General features: G+C 65.3%; 20 protein-coding genes. 16 read left to right on the top strand and 4 right to left on the bottom strand.

Features of this window, described 5'->3' with window-relative positions; genetic code table 11:
• Positions 1-8: 8 nt before the first annotated feature.
• Both AC1ROK_RS07675 and AC1ROK_RS07670 read left to right on the top strand, forming a co-directional pair.
• The gene (locus AC1ROK_RS07675; protein WP_492845461.1) at positions 9-683 is read left to right on the top strand and encodes a dienelactone hydrolase family protein; all 675 of its coding nucleotides are present in this window, start codon (positions 9-11) and stop codon (positions 681-683) included.
• On the top strand, positions 676-1,122 hold the full coding sequence (locus AC1ROK_RS07670; protein WP_492845459.1) for a hypothetical protein: 447 nt from the start codon (positions 676-678) through the stop codon (positions 1,120-1,122). Before AC1ROK_RS07675 ends, AC1ROK_RS07670 begins: the two co-directional genes overlap by 8 nt.
• A gap of 172 nt (positions 1,123-1,294) precedes the next feature.
• Here the strand turns inward: AC1ROK_RS07670 and AC1ROK_RS07665 are convergent, their stop codons facing one another.
• Both AC1ROK_RS07665 and AC1ROK_RS07660 read right to left on the bottom strand, forming a co-directional pair.
• Entirely contained in the window at positions 1,295-1,855 is a 561-nt protein-coding gene (locus AC1ROK_RS07665) for a DUF1697 domain-containing protein (RefSeq protein ID WP_492845457.1), read from the bottom strand.
• Positions 1,856-1,936: 81 nt separating this feature from the next.
• On the bottom strand, positions 1,937-2,506 hold the full coding sequence (locus AC1ROK_RS07660) for a GcrA family cell cycle regulator (RefSeq protein WP_055047983.1): 570 nt from the start codon (positions 2,504-2,506) through the stop codon (positions 1,937-1,939).
• Positions 2,507-2,899: 393 nt separating this feature from the next.
• Here AC1ROK_RS07660 and AC1ROK_RS07655 point away from each other — a divergent pair, with 393 nt between their 5' ends.
• The 4 genes from AC1ROK_RS07655 to AC1ROK_RS07640 all read left to right on the top strand — a co-directional run bounded on the left by AC1ROK_RS07655 (position 2,900) and on the right by AC1ROK_RS07640 (position 7,187).
• Complete coding sequence (locus AC1ROK_RS07655) at positions 2,900-4,096, top strand: aspartate aminotransferase family protein (protein WP_492845454.1); 1,197 nt, start codon at positions 2,900-2,902, stop codon at positions 4,094-4,096.
• Between the two features lie 79 nt (positions 4,097-4,175).
• The gene (gene argF / locus AC1ROK_RS07650; protein WP_492845452.1) at positions 4,176-5,111 is read left to right on the top strand and encodes an ornithine carbamoyltransferase; all 936 of its coding nucleotides are present in this window, start codon (positions 4,176-4,178) and stop codon (positions 5,109-5,111) included.
• Between the two features lie 108 nt (positions 5,112-5,219).
• The gene (locus AC1ROK_RS07645; RefSeq protein WP_492845450.1) at positions 5,220-6,233 is read left to right on the top strand and encodes an Hsp33 family molecular chaperone; all 1,014 of its coding nucleotides are present in this window, start codon (positions 5,220-5,222) and stop codon (positions 6,231-6,233) included.
• 252 nt (positions 6,234-6,485) lie between these two features.
• Positions 6,486-7,187: a methyltransferase family protein gene (locus AC1ROK_RS07640; protein ID WP_492845448.1), complete on the top strand. Its 702-nt coding sequence runs from the start codon at positions 6,486-6,488 to the stop codon at positions 7,185-7,187.
• A 13-nt stretch (positions 7,188-7,200) separates the two neighbouring features.
• Here AC1ROK_RS07640 and AC1ROK_RS07635 read toward each other — a convergent pair whose 3' ends face one another.
• Complete coding sequence (locus AC1ROK_RS07635; RefSeq protein ID WP_492845446.1) at positions 7,201-9,153, bottom strand: MacB family efflux pump subunit; 1,953 nt, start codon at positions 9,151-9,153, stop codon at positions 7,201-7,203.
• A 10-nt stretch (positions 9,154-9,163) separates the two neighbouring features.
• A complete protein-coding gene (locus AC1ROK_RS07630; protein WP_492845444.1) occupies positions 9,164-10,375 on the bottom strand; it encodes an efflux RND transporter periplasmic adaptor subunit in 1,212 nt (403 codons plus the stop codon).
• A gap of 181 nt (positions 10,376-10,556) precedes the next feature.
• Here AC1ROK_RS07630 and AC1ROK_RS07625 point away from each other — a divergent pair, with 181 nt between their 5' ends.
• The 10 genes from AC1ROK_RS07625 (at position 10,557) to AC1ROK_RS07580 (ending at position 16,732) form a co-directional block, all read left to right on the top strand.
• Positions 10,557-10,775 carry a hypothetical protein gene (locus AC1ROK_RS07625; RefSeq protein ID WP_492845442.1) on the top strand — a complete coding sequence of 73 codons (219 nt, stop codon included), beginning with the start codon at positions 10,557-10,559 and terminating at the stop codon, positions 10,773-10,775.
• A 295-nt stretch (positions 10,776-11,070) separates the two neighbouring features.
• On the top strand, positions 11,071-11,166 hold the full coding sequence (locus AC1ROK_RS07620) for a putative RiPP precursor (protein ID WP_492845440.1): 96 nt from the start codon (positions 11,071-11,073) through the stop codon (positions 11,164-11,166).
• A gap of 61 nt (positions 11,167-11,227) precedes the next feature.
• Complete coding sequence (locus tag AC1ROK_RS07615; protein WP_492845438.1) at positions 11,228-11,323, top strand: putative RiPP precursor; 96 nt, start codon at positions 11,228-11,230, stop codon at positions 11,321-11,323.
• Between the two features lie 536 nt (positions 11,324-11,859).
• Positions 11,860-12,129: a PqqD family protein gene (locus tag AC1ROK_RS07610; protein ID WP_492845436.1), complete on the top strand. Its 270-nt coding sequence runs from the start codon at positions 11,860-11,862 to the stop codon at positions 12,127-12,129.
• A complete protein-coding gene (locus tag AC1ROK_RS07605) occupies positions 12,119-12,592 on the top strand; it encodes a lasso peptide biosynthesis B2 protein (RefSeq protein WP_492845434.1) in 474 nt (157 codons plus the stop codon). Before AC1ROK_RS07610 ends, AC1ROK_RS07605 begins: the two co-directional genes overlap by 11 nt.
• Complete coding sequence (locus tag AC1ROK_RS07600) at positions 12,589-13,584, top strand: hypothetical protein (protein WP_492845432.1); 996 nt, start codon at positions 12,589-12,591, stop codon at positions 13,582-13,584. The genes AC1ROK_RS07605 and AC1ROK_RS07600 overlap by 4 nt, the downstream gene beginning before the upstream one ends.
• Positions 13,581-14,552: a nucleotidyltransferase family protein gene (locus tag AC1ROK_RS07595; RefSeq protein WP_492845430.1), complete on the top strand. Its 972-nt coding sequence runs from the start codon at positions 13,581-13,583 to the stop codon at positions 14,550-14,552. Before AC1ROK_RS07600 ends, AC1ROK_RS07595 begins: the two co-directional genes overlap by 4 nt.
• Positions 14,549-15,946: a class I adenylate-forming enzyme family protein gene (locus AC1ROK_RS07590; RefSeq protein ID WP_492845428.1), complete on the top strand. Its 1,398-nt coding sequence runs from the start codon at positions 14,549-14,551 to the stop codon at positions 15,944-15,946. Before AC1ROK_RS07595 ends, AC1ROK_RS07590 begins: the two co-directional genes overlap by 4 nt.
• Complete coding sequence (locus tag AC1ROK_RS07585; protein WP_492845426.1) at positions 15,943-16,521, top strand: GNAT family N-acetyltransferase; 579 nt, start codon at positions 15,943-15,945, stop codon at positions 16,519-16,521. Before AC1ROK_RS07590 ends, AC1ROK_RS07585 begins: the two co-directional genes overlap by 4 nt.
• Positions 16,511-16,732: an acyl carrier protein gene (locus tag AC1ROK_RS07580; RefSeq protein WP_492845424.1), complete on the top strand. Its 222-nt coding sequence runs from the start codon at positions 16,511-16,513 to the stop codon at positions 16,730-16,732. The genes AC1ROK_RS07585 and AC1ROK_RS07580 overlap by 11 nt, the downstream gene beginning before the upstream one ends.
• Position 16,733 lies beyond the last annotated feature (1 nt).

The following is a 16,733-nucleotide window of genomic DNA, read 5'->3' as shown; positions in this document are numbered from 1 at the left end:
AGGCCCCCATGGGCGAACGCATCAAACTCACTGCTTCCGATGGCTTCGTCCTCAACGCCTACCGCGCCGCGCCGGAAGGCAAGCCGCGCGGCGGCGTCGTGCTGATCCAGGAGGTCTGGGGTCTCAGCAACTGGGTCCGCAGTGTCGCCGACCGCTGGGCCCGTCACGGCTACCTGACCATCGCTCCGGCGATGTTCGACCGCGCCGAATACGGCTTCGAGAGCGAGAACTATGGCGCCGACCACTTTCCTCTGGTCGGCGAGCTGATGAAGAAGTTCTCGATGGAGACCGCCATGACCGACGTCGAGGCCGGCATCAAGGCCGCTTCCGAAGCTGGCAAGGTCGGCATCACCGGCTATTGCTTCGGCGGCCGCGTGAGCTGGATCGCTGCCAGCAGGCTGTCCGGCCTCAGCGCCGCATCGGCCTACTATGGCGGTGGCGTGCCGAACTACATCGAGCTGACGCCCAAGGTGCCGATCGAGATGCATTTTGGCGACAAGGACCAGGGCATTCCGCTCGAGCAGGTCGAGCAGTTGAAGGCCCGCCACCCGGAGGCGGATATCTACGTTTACAGCGGCGATCACGGCTTCTGTAACAGCGACCGTCCGGACAAGTTCGACGAAGCCTCCTGCACCAAGGCCTCGGTGCGCTCGCTGGAGTTCTTCCATAAGCACCTTGGCTGACCTCGCCCGCCACCTCGGCTATCTTGAGGAGGCGGTGGCCGACGCACGAACGGCCATGCTGTCGCGCAGGAAAGCGATGCTGGCGGCCTATCTGGTCGATGCCTACGCCGACCGGTTGTTCAGGGCGAGGGCCGAGCCGGCGGCCGATGTGCTGGAGTTTCGCGCCGCGCTCGCTGGCGCCCACCCGGCACTCGCCAGCCTCTTCGATCTCGTCGGCGGCCGGGCCGAACTCGTCACCGAAGCCGTCGAAGTGCCGCTCGCCAAGTATAGCAAGCTCGGCGTCGAGGACTTTATGGTCAGCCTCTACAACGGCCACACCGTGCAGCGCCTGCGCATCATTGGTCCGGATGGCAGCCGGCAGGACGTGCACGAGGTGCTGGCGGCGGCGCTGGAGGCCTACCTTGGAGAGGGCGGCACCACCCCCTCCGAGCTGCGCTAAGTCGCTGACGCGACAAGCTGCGCTTGCCTCCCCCATCAAGGGGGAGGTGGGGGCCGGTGGATTGGACTGGATCGCGCCACATACACTGAACGGCACCTCCCCCTTGATGGGGGAGGATGGGAGGGGTGGGGCTACAGGCGAGATGTGGCGGTTTGAGGGGGCTCGAGCGCGACTACCGCTCCATCGCCTCCAGCAATTCCAGCAGCTTCCGCGTCGTCTGCCAGCTGCGGATGGTCATCGATTTGTAGAGCGGCGACTCCATGATCCTGCTGAGCCGGCTTTTGGTCCGTTCGGCGCTGAGCCGCTGCGAGTAGATCATGCCCTCGCCGGGCCACACCTTGTCGACGCCGTCGCGCGGTTTGAACACCGCGAAGGCCTCGTCGCGGTCGATATCCATCAGGAATATCGCGTCGCTGTGATACGTGTCGGGTTCGTCGCCGAACCCCTTGGGCCGTTTGTCGACAATGGCCCTGAGCTGCTCGTGGCTGAGCACCAGCACCTTGACCAGCTCGTCATCGAGCTTGAACGTCGCCGTCAGCCCGTCCTCGATCTCTCTGGCAATGTTGGGGGCCGCGAGTTTCGAGCGGAACATGGCGTTGCCTGAGGCGATGTAGGTCGAGACATCCTCGAGCCCGATCTCTTCCAGCAGCTTTTTCAACCCCGCCATCGGCACCTTGTTCTTGCCGCCGACATTGATGCCACGCAGCAGCGCCAGGTAGGTGGTTGTCGCCATGCTGTCCTCCCGCTTCGTCGAGACCCTCAAAATGACAAAGGCCGGGATCGCTCCCGGCCTTTGTTGAAATCAATGCGACGCTCAGCGCTTCTTCTTGTCGATCTGGTGGTAGGCCCGGCGCGAGTGGAACTCGCAGTAGGGCTTACCCTCGTTCGAGTGCTGGCCGCAGAAATAGAAGTCCGGGGTCAGCGGATCGCCGATCGGCCACTTGCAGGTGTGTTCGCTGAGCTGCAGCAGGGTCAGCCGTTGCTCCACCGGGATGAAGAGCTCGGCCGCCTGCGGCGCCATCTCCATCTCGACCGCGAATTCCTCTTCCATCTTCAGGGCCGTTGCGCCGTGAATGGCGCCACCGCCACCACCGCCGCTCCCGACATTCATCGAGTTGCGGGTCTTCATCACCGTGCCCAACCCGCTCGAACGCGAGGTGCTGGCCGGCGAGGAAACGCGGCGGGCGGCGGGACGCGGTGCACTGCGCACCCGCGGCGTCGACGTCGCCGGCTTGGCGCGGCCCGAGAGCTTCAGCCGATGCACCTTGCCGATCACCGCGTTACGGGTAACGCCTTCGCCCAATACGCCCGCGATCTGACTGGCGCTCAGCCCCTCAAGCCAAAGTTTCTTGAGCAGCTCGACGCGTTCTTCAGTCCAGCCCATCAACTATCCGCTCCTAAACCGCCATTCAGGACTCTGACAGACTCCTCAGCCGTGCCGTTGCCTCAGCAACAGCCCGATACGCTACGCATCGTAGGTCTGATGGGTCCGCCACACGAGATATCGTGTCCCAATGCCTTGATACTACACGGGTCGCGGAATCCGGTGCAAGAGTCGCTGCCGTTTTACACGGGGAAAAAGCGTCTGCAATTTGGCCGTCGTCGGAAGCCGCTTCAAATCAGGCACTTGAGGGCGGCAAGCCCCGTTTCCGTTGACTTAAGTACTCCACAAAGGCATATGGAGAGCCTGCAACGCGCCGCATTTTCGCAGCGCGTTTTTGGTTTTTGTGGGGCTTTTGCAACAGTCCCGGAACGAGCCCATGAAAGGGGTGCGAATATGTCTGCGCTGTACGGTACGTATGCCCGGTCCGACCTCGCTTTTGAGCGGGGCGAGGGCGTGCGATTGTTCGCGCAGGACGGCACGCCCTACCTCGATTTCCACGCCGGCGTGGCGGTCAACGCGCTGGGCCACGGCGACCCGCACATGGTGGCGGCGCTCAAGGCGGCGGCCGAGAGGGTCTGGCACACCGCCAACACCTTCACCATTCCCGAGCAGGAACGGCTCGGCCAGCGGCTGGTCGAGAACACCTTCGCCGATGCGTGCTTTTTCACCAACTCGGGCACCGAAGCGGTGGAGTGCGCGGTCAAGACTGCCCGGCACTATTTCTGGGCCAAGGGCGAGAAGGACCGCTACGAGATCATCGCCTTCACCGGCTCCTTCCATGGCCGCACTATGGGGATGATCGCCGCCTCCGGCAACGAGCATTATCTCGAAGGCTTCGGCCCGCCGCTCGAGGGCTTCAAGCACCTGGCGCCCGGCGACCTGAAGGCCGTTGAAGCTGCCATCACGCCAAAAACCTGCGCCATCCTGATCGAGCCGGTACAGGGCGAGGGCGGCGTTACCGCCATGACCGCCGAGTATATGCGGGGCCTGCGCGCGCTCTGCGACAAGCACGGCATGCTGCTGATCCTCGATGAAGTGCAGTGCGGCTATGGCCGCACCGGCAAGTTCTTCGCCTATGAGTGGAGCGGCATCGAGCCCGACATCATGGCCGTGGCCAAGGGCATCGGCGCCGGCTTCCCGCTGGGCGCCTGCCTCGCCAAGGGCGAGGTGGCCAAGTCCATGATCCCCGGCACGCACGGCTCGACCTATGGCGGCAACCCACTGGCCTCGGCCATGGGCAACGCCGTGCTCGATCGCATGCTGGCGCCCGGCTTCTTCGATCACGTCGACAAGATGGGCCAGCGGCTCAACTGGCACCTGCAGCAGTTGGCGCAGCGCTTCCCGAGCCAGGTCCTCGAGCTACGCGGCAAGGGCCTGCTCGCCGGCATCCGCATCGCCTCGCCGGTGCGCGACGTGGCGGCCCGGCTGCGCGACGAGCATCACATGCTGGCCATGACTGCCAATGAGAACGTGCTTCGCCTGTTGCCGCCGCTGGTGGTGACCGAAGCCGACATCGAGGAGGCGGTCGGCAAGCTCGCGGCCGTCTTCGAGGCCATCGAGGCCGAGGCCCCCAGCAAGGCAACCGCCTGATCCCATTCACGGCACGCGATCTGAAGGGCGGGAGACAGCAGCTCCCGCTCGGCGCGTTCCGAAAAGGAGAGGTCCCGAAATGACCGCTACCCCACCTAGGCACTTCCTCAATCTCGACGATTTCGATGCCACGACGCTGCGCGGCATGCTCAACCAGGCCGTCGAACTCAAAGAGCGACTGAAAAAGGGCGATCGACCGCAGCTCCTCAAGGACAAGGTGCTGGCGATGATCTTCGAGCGCCAGTCCACCCGTACCCGCGTCAGCTTCGATGTCGGCATGCGCCAGCTCGGCGGCGAAACCATCTTCCTCACCGGCCAGGAAATGCAGCTGAGCCGGGAAGAGACGCTCGCCGACACCGCCAAGGTGATGTCGCGCTATGTCGATGCGATCATGATCCGCATCCTCACTCACCAGGATCTGCTCGATCTGGCCGAGGCCGCCACCGTACCGGTGATCAACGGCCTGACCCGCCGCGCCCATCCGTGCCAGGTGATGGCCGACGTCATGACCTTCGAAGAGCACCGCGGCAGCATCAAGGGCGCCAAGGTGGCCTGGGTCGGCGACAGCAACAACGTGCTGGCCAGCTGGGTGAACGCCGCCGAGCTGTTCGGCGCTGAGCTGACCATCGCGGTTCCCGAGGAGTACGCGCCGGAAAAGGACCTGCTCGCCGACATCAAGAAGGCCGGCGCGGCGGTCAAGCTGATCGAGGATCCCCAGGAAGCGGTGCGCGGCGCCGACCTCATCATCACCGACACCTGGGTGTCGATGGGCGACACCGACGCCGCAGAACGCCGCCGGGCCTTGAAACCCTACCAGGTGAATACCCAATTGATGGGCTTGGCCGACAAGGACGCGCTGTTCATGCACTGCCTTCCGGCCCATCGCGGCGACGAGGTGACCGACGAGGTCATAGACGGGCCGCAATCGGTGGTCTTTGATGAAGCCGAGAACCGGCTTCACGCCCAGAAGGCGATCCTTTGTTGGGCCCTGGGCCAAGACCGGCAGAATATCTGACCGGCAGAACATCTAGCCGTTCTGCGACACTGTTATGCGCGACACGAACCAGCGCGGGACCCCGATCCGATAGCGGAGCGGGGTCGTTCCCGCGAGATTGGATTATGGATGACTCAGACTGAGCTCAGCACCTATGGCCTCGATCGCCCGGAGTCGGGCGATGATGTCGTGGTGCCCTTCACCCTCGAAGGGCTCGATAGCCGCGGCCGCGTGGTCCGCCTCGGGCCGGCCCTCGATGCGATCCTCACCCGCCACAACTACCCCGCTCCGGTGGCGCGCCTGCTTGGCGAAGCCGTGGTCCTGGCCTCGCTGATCGGCTCGTCGCTGAAGTTCGAGGGCCGCTTCATCATGCAGACCCAGACCGATGGTCCGGTGAACCTGATCGTCGTCGACCTCGATGCGCCGGATGGCCTGCGCGGCTATGCCCGCTTCGATGCCGACGCGGTGATGATGGCGATCGAGCGCGGCGAGACCAAGCCGGGCCAGCTGCTCGGCAAGGGCCACCTCGCCATGACCGTCGACCAGGGCGTCCATATGGAGCGCTATCAGGGCATCGTGGCGCTCGAGGGCGGTACGCTCGAGGATGTGGCGCACGCCTATTTCCAGCAGTCCGAGCAGATCCCGACGCTGGTGCGCCTCGCTGTTGCTGAGCATTCGGTGCGCGGCGCCGGTGGCCCGCAGTGGCGGGCCGGTGGCGCGCTGGTGCAGTTCCTGCCGCCGCACGGTCAGTCGGTGATGCCGGACCTGCCGGGCGACGGCGATTTCGACAACCCCGAGACGGCCGATCCGGATTTCGTCGAAGACGACAAGTGGACGACCACCCGGGCGCTGCTCTCGACCGTCGGCGACGACGAACTGGCCGACCCGGATGTCTCTGCCGAGCGGCTGTTGTTCCGGCTGTTCCACGAAACCGGCGTCCGCGTGTTCGAGCCGATCGCGCTCGAGGAGCGCTGCACCTGCTCGGCCGAACGGATAGAGGCCATGCTGCGCGACAATTTCTCGGCCGAGGAGCGCCAGGAGATGGTGGTCGACGGCGAGATCGAGGTGGTGTGCGAGTTCTGCTCGGCCGATTACCACTTCAAGCCGCACGAGTTCGACGAGCAGCACTCGCACCAGCATTAGGACTGCCGTACCTGGTAACCCGGGTGGGCGCGATGTTGCGCCCCCAACAAGGTGTCATCCCAGCGAAAGCTGGGACCCATTCATCCACTTGCGCTGCGGCGAGTTGGGTCCCAGCTTTCGCTGGGATGACACCGAGTTTGGATGAGCTCTCCGTTCCCCATCCATCGGGCAGCGTAGGGAGGGCCGGTGTGCATCGCGCGTGACTCCGTCACATCAACGGGAGTAAAATCCCCTTGTCTGCGGAGGCCTCCCATGTCCGACGCCACACATCCCAGGTTCGGTTCCGACGAGTACCGCGCGCTCGGCTCACTCGCCATCACGCTCCTCGTCATGGCCGCGCTGCTGTTCCCGCCTGCGGGCACGCTCGCCTGGGACCGTGGCTGGTGGTACCTCGCCAGCTTCGTCGTCGCGATCCTCGTGGCGATCGTCTACATCTGGCGCGTCGACCCCGAACTCTTCGCCATCAGGCGGAAGCCCCAGGCTGGCAGCAAGCCATGGGACCTCGCCTTCGTCGCGGTGACCCTCACCTCGATGGCGGCCATCCTGTCGGTGGCCGGACTCGATTACCGCTTCGGCTGGTCGCAACTGTCTGATGGCGTGGTCTGGCTCGGCTACCTGATCTTTGCCGCCGGGTTCTGGCTCACCGCCTGGGCGCAGGGCGTCAACCGGCACTTCGAACTTACGGTGCGCATCCAGACCGATCGCGGCCACAAGGTCATCGACGCCGGCCCCTACGCGACGGTCCGCCATCCCGGCTATGTCGGCGGCGTGGCGCTCGGCATCGGTACGGCGCTGGCGCTGGGCTCGCTGGTGGCAGTCATCCCCGCCGTCTTCTGCGCTGTCGCCCTGGCCTTGCGCACCCTCGCCGAGGAAGCGACCCTCAGGGAGGAACTCGCGGGCTATACCGACTACATGCACAGGGTCCGCTTCCGCTGGGTCCCCGGCATCTGGTGACGAGGCGGTCGCTTCACTCGCTCGCCAACGCCACCACCGGATCGAGCCGCGCCGCCGCGCGCGCCGGCATGAAGCCGAACAGCACGCCGATCAGGCTCGAAGAGACGAACGCCGCGATGATCGTCGTCGGCGAGTAGATGAAGCTCAGCCCGCTCACCAGCTTTTCGACGCCGAAGCCGATCCCCAGCGACAACAATACGCCCACCGTGCCGCCGATCAGGCAGACCAGCACCGCTTCGATCAGGAACTGCTGCAGGATATCGCCCTGTCGCGCCCCCACCGCCATGCGCACCCCGATCTCGCGGGTCCGCTCGCGCACCGACACCAGCATGATGTTCATCACCCCGATGCCGCCGACGATCAGCGAGATCACCGCAATCGCCGAAATCAGCAGCGTCAGCGTCTGCGAGGTTGACTGGATGGTCTCGCGGATCGTGTCGGTGTTCTGCAGGCTGAAATCTACCGTGCCGTGCCGCTGCTCGAGCAGCGCCTGGATCTCCGCCTGTGCCTCGGTGACATCAGCGCTGTCGGCGACGCGGACGGTGATGGTAGAGAGCCAGCTCTGCCCCAGGATGCGCGACATTGCGGTGGTGTAGGGCATCCAGATGCTGATCGCGTTCGACTGCGGCCCGAAATTGTTGGTGCTCGCCGCAACGACGCCGATGATCCTCAGCGGCACATTGCCGACCAGCACGACTTGACCGACCGCATCTTCGCCATTGGTGAACAGGGTATCGCGCGCCGTGGTGTCGATCACCGCCACCTGGGCGAGCGAACTGGTGCTGGCCTCATCAAAGGCGGCACCCTCGACGAAGCTGCGGTTGTTCACCCGGAAGTAATCGGCGCCAACACCCTGGATCTGCGCGGCAGCACTGACATTGCGATAGCGCGCCTGGCCGCTGCTCGACACCTGCGGCGTGACGCTGTCGGCATATTTCTCGGCCGCAATCGCCGCTGCATCTGCAGGTACCAGCGTGCGGATCGCATCGCGCCGCCGGTCGGCGGCGTTGGTACCGGGCATGACGTTGATCGTGTTGGTGCCGATCGAGCTGATCCGGTCGAGCACCGTCTGCTGGCTGCCTTGCCCCAGCGCCACCACCGACACCACCGAGGCGATGCCGATAATGATGCCGAGCATGGTGAGGAAGGTGCGCAGCCGATGGCTCGACAGCGCCCGGAGCGCCATCTGGAACGCCTCGCCGACCCGGTCCAGCGCCTCGCGCCAGCGCGGGATCCGTCTAATCGTCTCGGCGGCCTTCCGCACGGGCCCGGCGGCGTTGTCCTTGCGTCGATCGGCGATGATCACGCCGTCGCTCAGCTCCACCACGCGGTCGGCCTGCGCCGCCACGGTCGGATCGTGGGTGACGATGATGATGGTGTGGCCTTCGGCGTTGAGCTCCTTGAGCAGCGCCATCAGCTCCTTGCCGCTCCTTGAGTCGAGCGCTCCGGTCGGCTCGTCCGCGAGGATGATCTCGCCGCCGTTGATCAGCGCCCGCGCCACACTCACCCGCTGCTGCTGGCCGCCGGACAGCGCATTGGGCCGATGGGTGAGCCGCTCGCCCAGCCCCAGCTGCTCCAGCAGCTTATGCGCCCGCTCCCGCCGCGCTTCCTTGCGGGCCCCGGCATAGATCGCCGGCACCTCGACATTCTCGAGCGCATCGAGATCGGCCAGCAACTGGTAGCGCTGGAAGATGAAGCCGAAATGCTCGCGCCGCAGCTCCGCCAGCTCGTCCGGCGCCAGCCGGGCGATGTCGCGTCCGGCCAGCCGATATGCGCCGGTCCAGCCATTATCGAGGCAGCCCAGCACGTTCATCAGCGTCGATTTGCCCGAGCCCGACTGGCCGATGATGGCAATCATCTCGCCAGCCTCGATGTCGAGGTCGATATCCCTGAGCACCGTGATGCTCTCGGCGCCGACCGGGTATTCCCGGCGCAACTGCCGGATGGAAATCAGCGGTTCGGTCATCGCCTCGGCCTCAGCGCCCGAACCCAGCCGGCGGGCCACCGCCGGCGAGGATGTTCCGGTTGGCGCCCTGGCCGTTACCGCTGCGGGTCGCCGGAGCGGCTGCTGTGGTATTGACCACGAGATCGCCCTCCTCGAGCCCCGAGAGCACCTCCGCCGTCACGTTATTGTTGAGCCCGATGGTGACCTGCCTGGGCTCGGCGGCCTCTTGCTGCTGGTCCCAAACCTGAAGCGTATAGCTGCCGTCGCGACCCTTGCGACCCAGCACCGAGGCGGGCACCGTCAGCACGTCATCGGCCGATTTCAGGACGATCGTCACCTGCGCCGTCATCGAGATACGCAGCTTGTGGCCCGGATTATCCACGTCGAACAGGCCATTGTAATAGACTGCAGTGCTCGACGAGCTCGATGTGGCGTCGTCCGAGGCGATCGAATCCGGCGCCGGCTCGACGGCGCGGAGCGTCGCGTTGATGCGGGTATCGGGGTCGCCGAGGATGGTGAAATAGACCTGCTGTCCCGGCTCCACCCGCGGCACGTCGGCCTCCGAGATCTCGGCCTTCACCACCATCTTGTCGAGGTTGGCGAGCTTGACGATGGTCGGCGAGGAATTGTTGGCGTTGACCGACTGTCCCACTTCCACCGACACGGCGACCACCGTGCCGTCGGATGGGGCCACGATCTTGGTGCGGTCGAGGTTGAGCTCTGCCGCTTCGACATTGATCTGTGCCTGCTGGATCTGCGCCTCGATCGCCTGCAACTGGCCCTCGGCCGTCTGCACCGCCAGTTGCGCCGCCTGCAGGTCGGCGTCCGAGATCAGCTTCTGCGGGCTCAGCTTCTCGGCCCGCTCGAGTGCGGTTTTGGCCTGTCCGAGGTTGGCGGTCTGGATGGTCTTCTGCGCCTCGGTATTGGCGAGCGAGGCCTGCGCCGCCTTCACGGCGTTCTGCTGGTTCAGCGAGTCGATTTCGGCGATCACGTCGCCGGCCTTCACATCGTCGCCCAACTGGACGTTGAGTGTCTTGATCCGGCCCGAAACCTCGGCGCCGACGCTGACCAGCGAACTGGCCTGGATCACCCCGGACGCCAGCACCGTCTCCTCGACATTGCCACGCGCCACCGGCGTCGTCCGCGGCACCTCATCCTTGGCAGGCGCGCTGAACACCAGCCAGCCGGCGCCGCCTGCGCCGAGCAGCACCACCAGGACGATCCATTTCAACCACCGCTTCATCGCCGCACCTTGGAAGCCCAATGCCCATTGCACCTAAAGTAGAGCGTGCCGGTCAAGAAGTCGCATTAGGGCTTGGTAAGGTGGGTGAATTCTTCGCAAGGTCGGGCGAGTTCAGCCAACTGTCAGGAAGGTTTCGCTATCCTGGGGCATCGCGATCCCAGCTCAGGCGATGGAAATGTCGATGCCCAGATATACCGTCACGCTGTACGACTTCCGGGCCAAGCCACCCAGCGTCAGCCTGCCGCAGACGGTGGAGGCGCCCGAACCGATGTCGGCGGCGCGTCAACTCACCGACCAGCCCCTGGCGCTGAACGGCCATTTCGGCAACCTGATCGCCGAAGTGACGCGCTTCGAGGGCAAAGAGCTTGCCCAACGGGTGATGTTCTACCGCAAACCCTAGACCTGGCAGTTGCGGTTCGGCTCGACTCTGCTAACTTGCAGCTACCCTGCTGTTCAGGCAGGGGAATTTCTTGAGGCATACTATGAAGAAGACCTATTCCAAGCCGGTGCTCGTCAAAGAGCAGAAGCTGACTACGATCACTGCCGAGCCGGTTTCCAGCAAGGTATCGTGATCTGGAGGAACCGGAGCGCTGCTCCGGTTTCCCTTTCCGTCAACAGCACGGAGTGAGTTTTCAGATTCGCGATAGTTCGCTGATCCGCCGTCACAGCGCCTTTGGGGGCGCATGGGAAGAGTTATGAAGAAGACGTATGCCAAGCCGGCGCTTGTCAAAGAGCAGAAGCTGACCGCGATCACTGCCGTTTCCAGCAAGGGTTCGCTCCCGCCAGGCTGACCCGTGGACCCGATGATCCGGGTTGAACGAGGTTAGCCCGAGCATCGAATTGGGGATGAGAATGAAGAAGATCTACAGCAAGCCGACTCTCGTGAAAGAGCGGAAGTTGACCTCTATCACTGCCGTGTCCAGCAAAGGTGCACCGCCGCCGCCGTGATCTGAGGCGGCGCGACAACCGCGTTAGAACCAGAATTGCCTACCGCAAACATTGGGGATCAGTATGAAGAAGACCTATTCCAAGCCGACGCTCGTCAAAGAGCAGAAGCTGACCTCGATCACTGCCACGATTGCGAGCAAGCCTCCAATCTGATCCGTCTAGACCACTCCGGCTGACGCGATCCGTGCGCTGTTTGCGTCGGCCTGTTGTGCGTTTTCCCCGCTCCGTGCAGCAGACGTGAGTTCACGTCCGCCTTGGGATTTGGTACCTTACCGCTGAGTGTCTGCATTGGGGCAGACTTCAGGGGTGCCTGACATGAAGAAGCCATACAACAAGCCCGCGCTCGTCAAGCAGCAGAAGCTTGCGTCGATCTCGGCCGCCAGCAGCAAGCCTGCGTGACGATCAATTGGGGTGGGCTTCTTGCCCGCCCCAATCCCGTATTTGCGTCATGTGCCCGATCTCCTGTCTGGGATCGGCATCGTAGACCGCTGGACCGGCAGCCGATCCAGCCCTGTTGATCTAGATCTGGTGTGTAGATGGATGCAGTGTACCGCCTCGGCGACGATGTCTCGTTCGAACAGGTAGGTGAGGGCGCTGTTATCCTGCTGCTTGGCAGCGGACAGCTCTACTCGTGCAACGACACCTCGCTGTCCTTCCTTCAGCATCTCGATGGCGTCCGCAATGTCGAAGACGTGGCGCGCCGTATGGCCGATGAATTCGAGATCGACGCCGCGACGGTTGCCGACGACCTGCCCGAGCTGATTGCCGGTCTGGTTGCAGAAGGCATCATCGTGCATGCCGCGTGAGCCCCGAGACACGCCACGCCCCGGGCCGCTAGACCGGCTGGCGTTCCGCCTGCGGCTCTGGATCAACGCCCGCACGCTCCCCGCGCGCATCGCCGGGCGCGACTTCTCCGAGATCCTCGCAGACGCCTCGTCGGTGCCGCCCAATAGCTGGCCGCAGTTCCCCGTGCCATATATCGCTCGGGCCGTCCGCCGCGTCGCGCGCTGGCCGATCCTGCTGCGCAAAAATCGCTGCCTCCGCACCGGGCTGGTGGGGTTTGCCGCGTTGCGCCGCTGTGGATACGAGCCGCGGCTGCATTTTTCTGTCGACCCAAAGTCCATGGGTCAGCCAAGTCTGAGCGCCCACTGTTGGGTGACGCTGGACGGCGTCGAAGTCATCAATACCCGCATCCGAGGCCAGGTGCAGATCCACGTGCACGCGGCTCCGGCGATCGGGCCTGCGGACCCGCAGGGAGCCAGTGTTTGATCCAGAAGTTCTTCGACCTGCAGGGCGCTTCGTTGCGCGTAAGCGCCATCCAGCCGGTGCTGGTGGATTTCTTCGGCCGCATCTTCGCCGGCCGCTCGCGCCCGCTGCCGACCGCGCCGCTGGCTTTTGGCGTCACCATCACTTCCGGCGAACCGTTGTCGGTGCCGGGTGGAGCAGACCTGCTCTATGAAGGGCCGATCCTCGATGAGGGTGACGCCTGCTTCTGGCAGGGTCCCGAAGGGCGCGTCCTGGTATTCCCAGGCGTTATCTCACTGACCCTCTCGGACCAGGCGCGCGAGGCCACCATCATCGTGGCGCCGGGCGCCGAGGAGCGCATCGTTATGACCTGTGGGCAGTTGGCCCTGCAGGCTGCGCTCCTCGCGGCCAAGCAGTTTCTGGTCCACGCCGCCGGATTGACGCTGCCGGATGGTCGCGTGGCGCTGATCTTCGGCAAGAGCGGAGCCGGCAAGACCACCTCGACCCTCGCGCTCGCGGCCGGTGGCCTTGGCCTCTGCGCCGACGATGCGATGGCGTGCAACGTCAGCGGCGATCGCCCGACCGCCTGGGGCATGCCGAGAAACCTCAAAGTGCACCGTCGCACCGCCGAGATGCTGCCCTGGGTGCAGCCGCTGCTGAGCGGCGACTGGAGTGCCGAGGACGAGCGCCCCCTGGCCCTGTCGGCGCTCCGCACCACGGTCAGCGTTGAGAGTATCGCGGCTCGCGAGATCGCCGCGATCTTCGTGCTCGAACGCAGCGGCAGGGCGACGAGCCACTGCGAGCCGGTGAGCAAGGCCGAGGTGCTGGCGCTTGCCGCCGCCGACAACGTCCGCTCCACCCGCGTGGGGGTGCCCGAGGGCGAACGAGAACTGTTCAAGCGGCTCGGCGAGCTGGTGCGGGCAGTGCCCACCTATCGGCTGTCCGCCGGGTCCAACCCAACGGACCTGGCGCCGGTCATGCTGGCGGCGCTCGATATCGAGAAGATCATCGTATGATGCCTGCCGAGCTCGACAAGCTGCTGTGCAGCCTGGCCGACCCCGAGGCGCCCGCCCCGGCGCTACCCCCCGACGCGGTCGATCCGCTGCTCAAGCTGGCGCGCGATCACAATGTGCTGCCGGTGGTGACGCGGAAGCTCGCCGCGCAGCACAGCACCCCCGACCTTCGGGCCGCGCGGAGCGAGCTGACGCTTCTCGTCGGCCTGTCGATGCACCTGCGCGGCATCGCCACCAAGGTCGATCGCCACATCGCCGACGGGCAACTCGAGGCGGTGATCGTCAAAGGCCCGGTTTTCGCCCGCCAGATCTACCCGACGCCATCGGATCGTCCGTTCACCGACATTGACATCATGGTCGCGCCGTCCGCCCGCGCGCCGATCGGCGAACTGCTGACCGGACTCGGCTACCAGCTGTTCCGGAAACCGCTGCTCGATCACACCGAGCAGAACCAGGAAGAAAAGTGGATCCAGCCCGACATGGATGCACTGCTGATCGAGGTGCATGGCAACCTCGTGCATTATCAGGGCCTGCGCCGGCGCATCAGCTTTGGTTATGCCGAGTTCACCGCCAGTGGTCGGCGCGACGCGACGGCCGGCCTGCCGCAGTTCTTCGTCGCGGTGGTCCATGCGGCTCTCGGCCACAAGTTCCACCAACTCCGCCTTCTGGTCGACGTGCTACAGGCCTGGCGCCACCTCTCCGCCGATGAAGTGGCTGCGTTGCCACAGCTGGCGCAGCAACTGGGCCTCGCTCTCGAAGCGCGCCTCTGCCTCGAACTGATCGCCGACCTGTTCGACGTTCCCGGGGCCGAAGACGTTGCCCGGCGCATCGCCGGCGGCGGCGCCAGCAGTCTCGCCACCCGCCTTGTCGATGGTGCCACGGTGCTGGCCGCGCCGACGGCTTTCCTCTCCAAGGTCCGCCGCCACACCTTCCGCGGCCTGCAGCGCATCGTGCCGCGGGGCACCCAATGATCGGGAACCTCTCGTTCATCGCGATGCTTCCGGCCCGCGCCGCGCTGACCGATGTCCGTGCGGGCGCGACGCTTGACGCCGGGGGTATCCGTGAGCGCGCGAGGGAGAAGGCCGCCGAGCTGTCGCGCCATGGCGTGACGCGGGGCGCGCGGGCCGTGGTAGCCGAGACCAACCCGGTCGATTATCTGATCGCTATCTTCGCCTGCTGGGAAGTCGGACTCGTCGCAGTGGCGGTCAATCCAGGCCTCCGGCCGGAAGAGTGCGACAACGTCCTGCGGACCACCGGCGCAGCGCTCTGGCTCGGGCCGCAGCGGCCGGGATTGGAGGCCACGGGAACGGCACAGCCCGCGCCGCTGGGCCTCGATGATCCGGCGCTCATCCTGATGACCTCCGGCACCACGGGCCGCCCCAAGGGCATCGTTCATTCGGTGCGGAGCCTGTTCGCTCGGGCATCGCTGAACATCGCCGAGATCGGCCCGCATGTGCTGCGCGAAACGCTCTGCGTGCTGCCGGTATTCTTCGGCCACGGCCTCATCGGCAACGTGCTGACGCCACTGTTGGCCGGTGGGCGGGTGCATCTCTGGCCCAGCCCGGCGCTCAACGAACTCGCCGGTCTTTCCGGTTACATGACGTCGCACCGCATCAGCTTCATGAGTTCGGTCCCCTCCTTCTGGAAGCTTGCGCTGCGCCTCTCGGCCCGACCGGAGCCGGTGCTCGAACGCGTGCATGTCGGCTCGGCGCCGCTCTCGATCGAGCATTGGCGGGCCATCGCCGAATGGTGCGGCACGCGCCAGGTGTTCAACATGTTCGGCATGACCGAGACTGCCAACTGGATCGGCGGCGGCAGCCTCGACGAGGCCGAAGCGCGCGACGGCTATATCGGCCGGCTCTGGGGCGGCAGCGTCACCATCGCCTCGGATGGCAGCGGTCGCGGCGAAGTATTGGTGCAGAGCCCCTCGATGATGCTGGGCTACTGGCAGCGCCCCGACTTGGATGCGGCCGCGTTTACCGACGGCTGGTTCCGTACCGGCGATATCGGCGAGCTGGACGGGCAGGGTAACCTCATCCTCGTCGGGCGCAGCAAGTCCGAAATCAACCGCGGTGGCATCAAGATCCAGGCCGAGGAGATCGACATGCTGCTGGAGCGGCACGAGGCCGTTGCCGAGGCCTGCGCCTTCGGCATTCCGGACGCCATTGCCGGCGAGGCGGTAGCGGCGGCCATCGTTCTGGCTGACGGCGCGCAGTTCGATCCTGACGCGCTGAAGGCCTGGTGCCGGACCCGCGTCCGCGACGAGGCGGTACCGTCCCGGCTATTCGCCGTCCCGGCCATCCCGCGCAATGATCGCGGCAAGATCGTGCGCGCCGATGTCCGCGCCATGGTCGAACGCCAATGAGCAAGCTGGTCATCGGTCCGCTGGAAACCGAGCGCTTCATCCTCAAGCCAATGGGGATGATCGAGGCGCTGCGCGTCACCAACAGCTGGCGGCATGACGCGGACATCCTCAACGGGTTGATGCAGACCTCCAAGCCCCGTTCGCTGGGACACTGGGTGCTGCGGGGCCCGCTGCCGCGCACCAGAAACCGCTTCGCCTTCGCCATCATTCCGAAAGGAAAGCAGATGGCCATCGGTGCGCATATGGTGCGGCTCCAGGGATATCGTTCGGCCTATGGCACAGTCGCGCTGCACGATCGCGACTGGTGGGGCAAGAACGTCGTGGTCGAGGTCCGCGCCCGGCTGCTCAATCACTTCTTCGCGCATTGCGGCATCGAGCGGTTCTATGGCGTGGTGGATTCACGCAATGTCTCGTCGATCTTCAGCTACCGCCGGCTGGGGTTCGACCACGTCGGCACCTGGCATCGCCAGAAGCAGAACCCGGTCACCGGCGACGTCATCGACTTCGTCAACTTCGAGATGTTCCGCGATCAATGGATGCGCGGGCCGTTCTGGGAGGCGCCCGATGGGCATTGACGAACGCGCCTGCACCATCGTTGGGGAGGCACTCAACTGCCCGGGCAGCATCGGCATCGGCGCCGATATGGCCTCGGTCGCTGCGTGGGACAGCCTCGGCCACATGGCGATTGTCGCCGGCATCGAGCGCGAACTCGGCCGTAGCCTCACGGCCGAGCAGATCGCTTCGATTTCGTCCGTCCGACGCGTCGCCGAACTCCTCGCCAGCTAGT

It is taken from the genome of Devosia sp. GW821-FHT12F11 (assembly GCF_058806655.1).
This window is presented reverse-complemented; position numbering and strand designations above follow the sequence as displayed.